Source organism: Kosmotoga arenicorallina S304, assembly GCF_001636545.1.
Classification (GTDB): Bacteria; Thermotogota; Thermotogae; order Petrotogales; family Kosmotogaceae; genus Kosmotoga_B; species Kosmotoga_B arenicorallina.
In genome coordinates this window covers 1-9,306 of sequence record NZ_JFHK01000031.1, presented here as the reverse complement: position 1 = coordinate 9,306, position 9,306 = coordinate 1, and the positions used below count along the sequence as shown (strand labels likewise).

Here is a 9,306-nt window from a genome sequence, read left to right as displayed (position 1 = left end):
TTTTTGTCCAGTTTTTCAGGGTGCATTACAATATTTTGAAACCGGTATTCCTGTACTCGCAGTTACCGATAAAAATATGTATTTTGGCAAAATGATAGAAGAAATCGGTGCAGGTCTTTGGTGTGAAACTGGTGACTTTGAGAGTTATAAAGTAAAATTTTAAAAAAAGTAAGGAGTGTAGTTTCATGGATAAAATTGTTGTACATATATATTATGGCTCTGCAGGAAATGCAGGTCTATACATCAAAAAAATCGTGGATGCACAAGAAAAGTTAGATTATGACGTTAAAAGTATAGTCAACTATTACTTTCCTTTTGAGGGGTCCCACTTCGAAAAACTGTTTTTTAGATACTCACAACTTATGAAAGACGGAAAAATGAGAAAAATTGTAAGATACATGGAATTGTTCTTTGACCATTTCAAGACTTACAAGCTAATTAAGAAGTTTTCTCAGAATTACAAACATGTTTTCGTTAATTACTCTCTGAATGAAACATATGCAATTAATCTCTCGTTTTTGAAAGCATTAAAACGCATCAGAAACGTGAAACTTGGCATTACCGTCCATGATATTGAACCTTTTCACAACGATTCTTCCAAACTTATTGTTAGAGAACAGGATGAATTTCTCAGTTTGGCTGATTTTTATATAGTTCATAACCAGCTTTCTATAAGGAAACTGCAGGAAAGATTTTCTGCAAAGAAAGATCACATCTACGCATTCAAGTTCCCCTTAATGGATCTGAAAATGATGGGCCTGAGAGATTCTAAGACAGCCTCTAAAAAAGAAAGAATAGACTTTCTATTCATAGGATATATGCGAAGAGAAAAAGGTTTGGATGTTTTGATTGATGCATGGCGACGCCTTCAGCTGAAATATGATAACGTAAGATTAACTGTTGCTGGAAGAATTCCTGATGGTGTAAAGTATAGTTTCTCGGGTTTGAAGAATTTTAAGCTACATAATCGTGTCTTGAACGATAATGAATTCTATAATTATATATATAGGAGCGATTATATTATTCTACCTTACACTATGGGAACGAACAGTGGGATATTATCAACTGTCAGCAGTTTAGGGAAACCGGCTATTACAAGTGATTTGGAAATGTTTATCGAGTCTAGCTTTACTATCAAGGAACTAATGTTTGAAAGAGGTAGTTCTGACTCTCTTTACAAGCTACTGGAGAAAGTAATCCTAAACCACAAGAATCAATACGATGTTTTGTGTAGAAGAGTTTTGGACAACATAGCCAACTACGATTTGGTGTTCAAAAAGGAGATAAATAGGGAGTTCTCCAAGATAGTAGCAAATGAATAGACTACTTTAGTGCGCAAAACGCTCACTTGTTTTCTGGTATTGAAAGCCTGAAATGCAGTGAAGAATTATGTTCAATAGTGGCTGGAATCATAGAGAAGAAATGTCCAAATATTGGCTCTCAGAAGAAAGAAAAGTGCATTCTTGTATTGCTATATGAGTAAAGAATTGACTAAGAGAAAAGTAAGGTTTCTATTGAGTAAAGCCAATAGCTCACGAAGCGGCAAATAAGACTTTTGCGAGCTAATATTTGAAGTTTGGTTCTGATTAGTTTGCTTCAACTTACAAATTCAGGCTCTTGATAATCCATTTCTCTTGATTTTTTTCGACATCGGTTACAAAATAGTAAAAACGTCGATCAAAAATGAGCAAAAGCATCGGTAAGAATTGAGCAGTAACATCTGAATGTCTCAGATAGAAAAGGAGGTATTCAGATGTTAACGGAAAAGCAGGTCTTTGAAATCAGAATATTGTACAAAGAGGGGTTAAGCAAGCCAGCAATAGCCAGGCGCCTTGGCATTGCTCCCAACACCGTAAACAAATATCTTAATATGGAGTGGTGTCAAATGGCAAAGAAAGGTTCTAAACTGGATCCTTTCAAGGATTACATTAACAAAAGGCTCGAGGAGTATCCCAAACTCACGGCGACAGTATTGTTTAAGGAATTGGTAAAAAGGGGTTACACCGGTAAACTGACGATACTCCGGATGTATGTAGCCTCAATAAGACCCAAGGAGAAACCTGAAATTGTTGTCAGATTTGAAACAGGACCCGGAAAGCAATTTCAGGTTGATTGGGGAACAGGTACAACGGTTATTGCGGGCGAAAAGACGACTGTTAAGTTCTTCATTATGGTGTTGAGCTATTCCGAATGCTGTACGCGGAGATAGTACCAGATGAAAAGCTTGAGACTCTAATCCAAGCTCATCTTCATGCCTTTGAGTACTTTGGTGGTTATCTCTCAGAAGGTCTGTATGACAATATGAAAACCGTTGTGAAGAAGCTTCAGAAACAGAAGGAATACAACGCCAGATTCATGGATTTTGCAAACTTCTACGGCTTTAAAGTGATTACTCACAGGCCATATAATCCAAAAGCCAAAGGAAAGGTCGAGAGGTTGGTTCCCTACGTAAGGGAAAATATTCTTTACGGTCAGAGTTATTCGAATCTGACGGAATTGAAGAACGTATTAAGAGATTGGTTAGCAATAGCAAACCAGCGACTCCATTCCGAATTAAAAGAAACCCCTCTCGAAAGATTCGAGAGGGAAAAGAATCACCTAAATGAGCTAAGTAAATTGTAGCAGATTAAATACAAGACTTGTGAGAGACAAAGGCCAGGTAGTCTACAAGGAAAGGGCATACCGTGTTGGTAAAGAATACGCAGGGGAAAGAGTCAATCTCCAGGTAGAAGGTTCACTACTGAAGATATACAGAAACGATGAACTCATTACAGTACATCCATTGAAAGACCAGGTAGAAAAAAGGTCTTTGAGAGAATACCAGGCTCTTGTGGGCGATGCGGTATGAGCTACGAAAACGTACACAGCTTGTTGAAAGAACTTAAACTGGAAGGAATCTCCAGGGTATTGGATTCTTCTCTCCAAAACTGGAGTAAAGGAGATAAAAACGTTCTCGAATTGATTGAAGATCTACTAATAGCCCAGAAGAAAGAAAACGAGAACAAGAAATACATAACGGCTCTCAGGTACAGTGGATTACCTTTCCACAAAACCCTGGAAGAGTTCGATTTCAGTTTCCAACCCAGCATAGACAGAAAACAGATAATGGAACTGAAAACCCTGAGATTCATGTACGAAAAAGAGAACGTGGTATTTCTTGGACCACCCAGAGTGGGGAAAACACACCTGGCGGTGGGACTTGGAATGGAAGCCCTAAGAGAAGGAAAGAAAATATACTTCGTTAACGCAATAACATTGGTGGATCGATTAAAGAAAGCCTTTGTTGAAAGACATTTCGAAAAAACCATTAGATTCTACAAATCCCTTGACCTACTAATAATAGACGAACTGGGATACCTACCATTGGATACAGAAGGAGCTAAGTTATTCTTTGAACTAGTGAGCCAGAAATACGAACAGGGAAGCATAATCCTGACGTCCAACAGAAGTTTTACCGAATGGGACAAGATATTCGAAGACGAAGTATTAGCAACAGCGGTATTAGATAGACTATTACATCATAGTATGATAGTCAATATTCGTGGAAAAAGTTACAGACTGAAAGAAAAACAGAAAACGGGGTTTATTGCTATACAGACGACGATTGGTAGAACCGACAAACTACGCAAATCTGAGCGATGAAATTACGCAATTTTGATCGATGTTGACATTTTCTAAGACACTAAGTAATGAATGCCGATACTTTTGCTTGTTGCAGATGGCCACATTTATGATTGGAGGTATTACGAATGATTGTTCTCTTCAATCTGAACAGTTATCTTGGTGGTGGGGAAGTGTTATTAGTTAGGTTAGCAGAAGAGTTTGCCAAGAAGGATGTTGAGTTTTGTATTGTAAGTTCTTTTGATGATGGATATATAAATGATGAAGCAAAGAAGTATGGTTTCTATGTTATAAGATGGCCTATTCCCAATGATAGTGTTTTATATATGACCAAAAATGAGAAAAGAAAGGTAATCGATTTCTTTGCCAAGAAATTTCATAATAACGCGAAATTAGAGATTTTCACATTTTGCTTCCGAGACATTTACAATGCTTATGTCGTATTTAGTAATCTCAATTCTATCAGGGCTACTTATAGTACTGGCATATTTCATCCGCGTGATACTCACTACCTTGCAAGTTATAGTCTTCGCAAAAAAAGAATTATTGGAATTAATAGAAAACTTCTCGAAATATATGTTAATTATCAGAGTGTATCTTTCATGAATGAGATGAACCTTCAAGCGTCTTTGAAGAATTTCGACAATAGTTCCTACAAGATAATACCGCTACCGATTCCTGAGCATAATGAACAATCAAAAAAGAAGGCAATTTTGTCTAATAGAGTTATTAGAATTGTTTGGGTGGGACGGTTCGTGGATTTCAAGCTATCGTCGATAATCATGATAATTGATTTTGTCAGAAGGAACCCGGGATATCATTTGACCTTAATTGGTTATGGACCTTGTGAGAAAAGAATAAGAAGATATATAAGAAAAAATTCAGTTCCCAATGTAGATTTTGCTGGAAAAGTCCATCCAGATGAGCTGGACAAGAAATTATTGAACTATGATATTGGTTACTGTATGGGAACTTCTATATTGGAGACAGCAAAATTGGGAATTCCTACTGTTATTGCAGCAATGCTTCCAAAAAACTATTACAAGAAGAATCAAGGAGTCTGTCTTGGAATATTTGGCAAAGATTCTGGATTCAACTTAGGTGAGTTGGATATTGACGATAAATCACACTTGAGTTCAATAGATGATTGTATAAAAGACATCGTTGAGAATTACGCGGAGTATAGCTCTTTAACATTAAGTCATGTGCACCGCTTTGAGATGGGAGAAATAACGGAAGAGTATCTGAATCTCATAAAAAGTAGTACCTTGTGCTTGGAAAAGGATAGTGTTGTCTTACCTAAACCACCGATAATTAAATACGTAGCAAAGAGAATAATATATCTAGTAAAGGGCATAAAGGGAGGAAGTTAGTATGAGAATAGTCCACATTCTAAGCTACTTTAAGCCGGATTTGGCATATCAAGAAAACTATCTTACTGTTGGTCAAAGAGAGCTCGGTCACGAAGTTTTTATAATAACCAGTAAATTTGAACCGTATTTCCAAATAAACAAGGGGAAAAGAACTCATGAGTTAGGAGAATTTGACTATAGAGGTGTGAAAATACTCCGAATTAGGTCATTATATGAGATAAAGAATAGGTTCATTGTATTTGTCAATCTTCTCAAGCATCTTAGGGCTATCCAGCCAGATATGATATTTTTCCATGATCATTCGCCAGAATTGTTGAATTGCATACGATATGTTAAAAAGAACCCCAACACAAAGCTGGTAATAGATATTCATTCAAGTTTCGATAATTCAATGAAAAGCACTTTTGGGCCTTTATATCACAAGGTGTTATGGCGCTCAATAGTGAAAAGGATCCAGAAATATTACCATAAGGTTTTTTACGTCGCTCCTGAGTGCAGAGACTTTGCGATACAGGTTTATGGAATAGATGAAGGAAAATTGGAGTTATTACCTTTGCCAGGAGATGCTTCTTTAATTAAGAACTTCACACTCTATATGAATGTGAGACGGAGAATCAGAGAAGAACTTGGTGTATCAGACTCAGATAGAGTTATTTTTCATACAGGCAAATTACCTGGTGACAAAAAGACTTTGGAAGTACTTGCAGCATTTCAGCAAATTGAAGATCCAAGCTTTAAGCTCTTCATTGTTGGTAGTGTTGAAAATGGGTTCCGAGATATCTTGAACAAATACATAGAAAGGGATAATAGGATAATATATCTTGGGTGGAAAAACGCTTCAAAACTCAAAGAATTACTCGTCGGAGGGGATCTGCTACTCCAACCTGGCAGCCTGTCGAACACATTCATTGAAGCAATTTGTGCTGGTATACCATTGGTATTAGCGGATACTCCTCAAGGACGCTATTTGACCAAAAATGGAAATGGATATTTGCTAGATGAAATATCACCTGAGTCGATAAAAGATGGAATACTGCATGTTCTTGAAAAATCGAATTTTCAAGATTATAGAGAAAGATCCATCATGGCAAGTGAAGAATATCATTACATTAATATAGCGAAAAAGAGTGTACAATGATTCACTATGTAAGAAAATATAGAAGGTTCATTTTCAACACTGGGTTGAACTTACTAGCCACTGTAGTTGTAACAGCAACAATCCAGCTGTGGATTTTTCCATCATTAAATAATACAAACTCTCCAAAGAGTTTTGGAGAAATCATATTCGTATATACTATCATGAATATGTTTATTGGCGTTACAGGAAACTCGCTGAACAATTTACGGCTTAGAAATAACACGAAAAAATGGCTAGATGGATATCAAATCCTGTTTGTTTCTACGGTGATAATTTCACTTGTGATTTTCACAATCTATATCCATGGCCAAGCGGAAATGGGGCTCAATTTTAAAATTCTAACCTTGGTCTTGTTTCTGGGGATTTTCAGGGTGTATTATAGCGTAGAACTAAGAATATCACTAAGGTATAGAGAAATATTCATAAGTAATCTTGTTCAGTCATCTGGATACGCACTTGGAATGTTGTTGTTCTACTTAACTAATTGCGAATGGTACTATATTCTGCTCATGGGAGAGTTACTAGCTACTCTATTTATACTGTTCAAAACTAACATGTGGAAAGAAAGATTACGAATAAAAAATTTCAAACAGTTATCACTTGAATATATTACCCTAGTCAGTTTAATACTCATGAGTCAAGTTCAGCTGTACGCTGACAGGATTATACTCAATCAAATTAGTGGTCCTGAAAAGTTGTCTGTTTATTTTGTAGCATCAAGTCCTACAAAATTGACAACGTTGGTTTTTTCTTCATTTTCTGGTGTACTTTTAAGTTATGTTGCTAATATTAAGATTAATGCGTTTAACAAAAAGAAAACTGAAATTGCGATAGCAATATCAATGCTAGTGATTCTTCTCACAGCACTAAACTATTTATTTTCAGCTATATATGTTAGCCTATTTTATAATAATTACTATACAGCAGCCAAGATGTTTTTCTTGCCTTTATCTATAGCAAGCTCGATTTACAGTGCTTTGATAATAGAGAAAGTCTTTGCCCTTAGGTTCTTCTCGAAAAAAGCGCTATTGACAGTTGACTTTTTCTTTTTAACCTTTTATATTCTGTTATCTTATATCTTAGTTTTAAAGTTGCAAATCATTGGCATCGTTCTAGCTAGGATTATCTCCATTATAATTGCTTTAATAATGAACGCGTGTATTCTATACAAAATAAAAGAGACCTGATTTTTGAAAGAGGAGTGAGGTGTTTTGACAACTTTGTTGAATCTAAAAAAAGAACAGCAAAACCGCCGGAACTTGGTTCGCTTGTGTTTTTCGAAGCGTATAGAGATATCCCTTTTGTTTTCAAGCGAATTTACTACATCTATGGAGTAATGGAAGGTATTACCCGCAGTCATCATGCCCATAAGGATCTGAAGCAGTTGCTAGTTTGTATGTATGGCGCCATTGAGATCGTGTGCTATGATGGAGAGAATAAGGAATATATCGTTCTGAATGATCCGGCAAAAGGGTTATATATTGGTCCTGGAAAATGGCATACAATGAAATGGTTAAAAGATGATAGTGTTTTACTAATACTTGCATCTGAATACTACGATGAATCTGATTATATTCGTGATTATGATGAGTTTGTCAGACTTGTAAAGGAGGGTTACTGGAAGAGATGAAAGTACCTTTCAATGTTCTGAGACCCAGTATCTTATGTTCAAAGAAGAGTTTGATAAGGCAGCTCTTAAGGTTCTTGATTCTGGTTAGTATATTCTCGGGAAAAAAGTTAGTTAATTCGAGCGAGAATTTGCAGAATATGTGGGAATGAACTATTGCGTCGGAGTCAATTCCGGTTTGGATGCCCTTATACTTGCCTTTAGAGCCCTAGGAATTGGTGAAAAAGATGAAGTAATCGTTCCCGCTAACATGTATATTGCTTCGGTTCTTGGAGTTACAGAAAATAGAGCAACTCCTGTATTCGTTGAACCAGACGAATTTTATAACATTGATCCCGCAATAGTAGAAGACGCAATTATAAAAAGAACAAAGGCTATTCTTCCTGTTCATCTTTATGGTCAGCCTGCTAGGATGGAAGAAATAATGATAATTGCGAAGAGATACGGGTTGTACGTTGTTGAAGATTGTGCGCAGGCTCTTGGCGCAACGATAAATGGAAGGAATATCGGAACATTTGGTAATATTAGCTGTTTCAGTTTCTTCCCCACAAAGAACCTAGGAGCCTTTGGTGATGCAGGTGCAATTGTCACTAATAATGAAGAACTTGCAGAGAAAGTTCGTCTGCTTAGAAACTATGGAAGCATTAAGAAGTACTACCACGAGATCGAAGGTGTGAATTCCAGGCTCGACGAATTGCAGGCGGCTTTATTAAGTGTGAAACTTAAACACATAACACAGAACTCGAAGAAGATCGCAAAAGAGTCGCTGAGAAGTACCTACGGGAGATAATAAACCCTCTAGTAGAATTGCCGAAGGTCAAAGAAAACTTTAATCACGTCTGGCACCTTTTCGTTGCGAAATGCGAGCAGCGAGATGAACTCCAGAAGTATCTTTCAGATAATGGTATAGGAACTCAGATACATTACCCTTATATAACGGCATGACAAATGAAGAATTTGACTACGTAATAGAAAAGATAAATGCGTTCAAAGAGGTGAGTATATGAGGGGTGTCATACTAGCTGGTGGAAAAGGAACAAGGCTTTATCCTCTTACTAAGTCTCTGAATAAGCATTTACTTCCGGTGAGATCGGAACCTATGATCTATAATCCTATCCGCAATATGCAAGCAAGTGGGATCAAAGATGTCCTAATAGTGACAAGCACAGAACACATGGGTGATATGGTTAATCTCCTGGGAAGTGGTTCGGATTTTGGTCTTAGATTTGCCTATAAAGTACAAGATGAAGCAAAAGGTATTGCAGATGCACTTAGGCTTGCTAGAGAGTTCGCAGGTACTGAGAATATCCTGGTAATTCTTGAAGACAATATATTCGAACAGCCTATTGATTATTTTGTCAAGAATTATGAGAACTTACAGAAAGGTAAAGGAGCAAGAATTCTGCTTGTGAAGGTCTCCGATCCACAGAGATTTGGAATAGCTGCGCTGGATGAGCAGAAAGTAGTGGAGATACAAGAAAAACCAGAGAATCCAAAAAGTGATTATGCTGTTGTCGGGGCATATATATACTGCTTCCCTGAAGAAT

General features: G+C 36.8%; 6 protein-coding genes and 2 pseudogenes. All 8 read left to right on the top strand.

From position 1 onward, the window contains the following. Positions 1–185 precede the first annotated feature (185 nt). Positions 186–1,322: a glycosyltransferase gene (locus tag AT15_RS09770; protein WP_068349135.1), complete on the top strand. Its 1,137-nt coding sequence runs from the start codon at positions 186–188 to the stop codon at positions 1,320–1,322. A 431-nt stretch (positions 1,323–1,753) separates the two neighbouring features. Next, a pseudogene (istA, locus tag AT15_RS10165) lies at positions 1,754–2,848 on the top strand (IS21 family transposase). Then, on the top strand, positions 2,845–3,642 hold the full coding sequence (gene istB, locus AT15_RS09750) for an IS21-like element ISKol10 family helper ATPase IstB (protein WP_068349122.1): 798 nt from the start codon (positions 2,845–2,847) through the stop codon (positions 3,640–3,642). The pseudogene istA and the gene istB overlap by 4 nt, the downstream one beginning before the upstream one ends. A 107-nt stretch (positions 3,643–3,749) precedes the next feature. Beyond that, a complete protein-coding gene (locus tag AT15_RS09745; protein ID WP_068349118.1) occupies positions 3,750–4,994 on the top strand; it encodes a glycosyltransferase family protein in 1,245 nt (414 codons plus the stop codon). 1 nt (position 4,995) lies between these two features. Next, positions 4,996–6,132, top strand: a complete 1,137-nt coding sequence (locus AT15_RS09740; RefSeq protein ID WP_068349115.1) for a glycosyltransferase family 4 protein — start codon at positions 4,996–4,998, stop codon at positions 6,130–6,132. Positions 6,133–7,333: 1,201 nt separating this feature from the next. Continuing rightward, entirely contained in the window at positions 7,334–7,762 is a 429-nt protein-coding gene (locus AT15_RS09730) for a sugar 3,4-ketoisomerase (protein ID WP_068349108.1), read from the top strand. Next, positions 7,759–8,766, top strand: a pseudogene (locus tag AT15_RS10580) (DegT/DnrJ/EryC1/StrS family aminotransferase). The gene AT15_RS09730 and the pseudogene AT15_RS10580 overlap by 4 nt, the downstream one beginning before the upstream one ends. Beyond that, the coding region (locus AT15_RS09720; protein ID WP_068349105.1) for a sugar phosphate nucleotidyltransferase at positions 8,763–9,306 on the top strand (544 nt) is incomplete at its 3' end. The pseudogene AT15_RS10580 and the gene AT15_RS09720, both read left to right, overlap by 4 nt.

Excerpts from the sequence above, each read along its gene's own strand:
- AT15_RS09740 (WP_068349115.1), top strand. The coding sequence starts at position 4,996 with ATGAGAATAGTCCACATTCTAAGCTACTTTAAGCCGGATTTGGCATAT.
- AT15_RS09745 (WP_068349118.1), top strand. The coding sequence starts at position 3,750 with ATGATTGTTCTCTTCAATCTGAACAGTTATCTTGGTGGTGGGGAAGTG.
- AT15_RS09770 (WP_068349135.1), top strand. The coding sequence starts at position 186 with ATGGATAAAATTGTTGTACATATATATTATGGCTCTGCAGGAAATGCA.
- istB (WP_068349122.1), top strand. The coding sequence starts at position 2,845 with ATGAGCTACGAAAACGTACACAGCTTGTTGAAAGAACTTAAACTGGAA.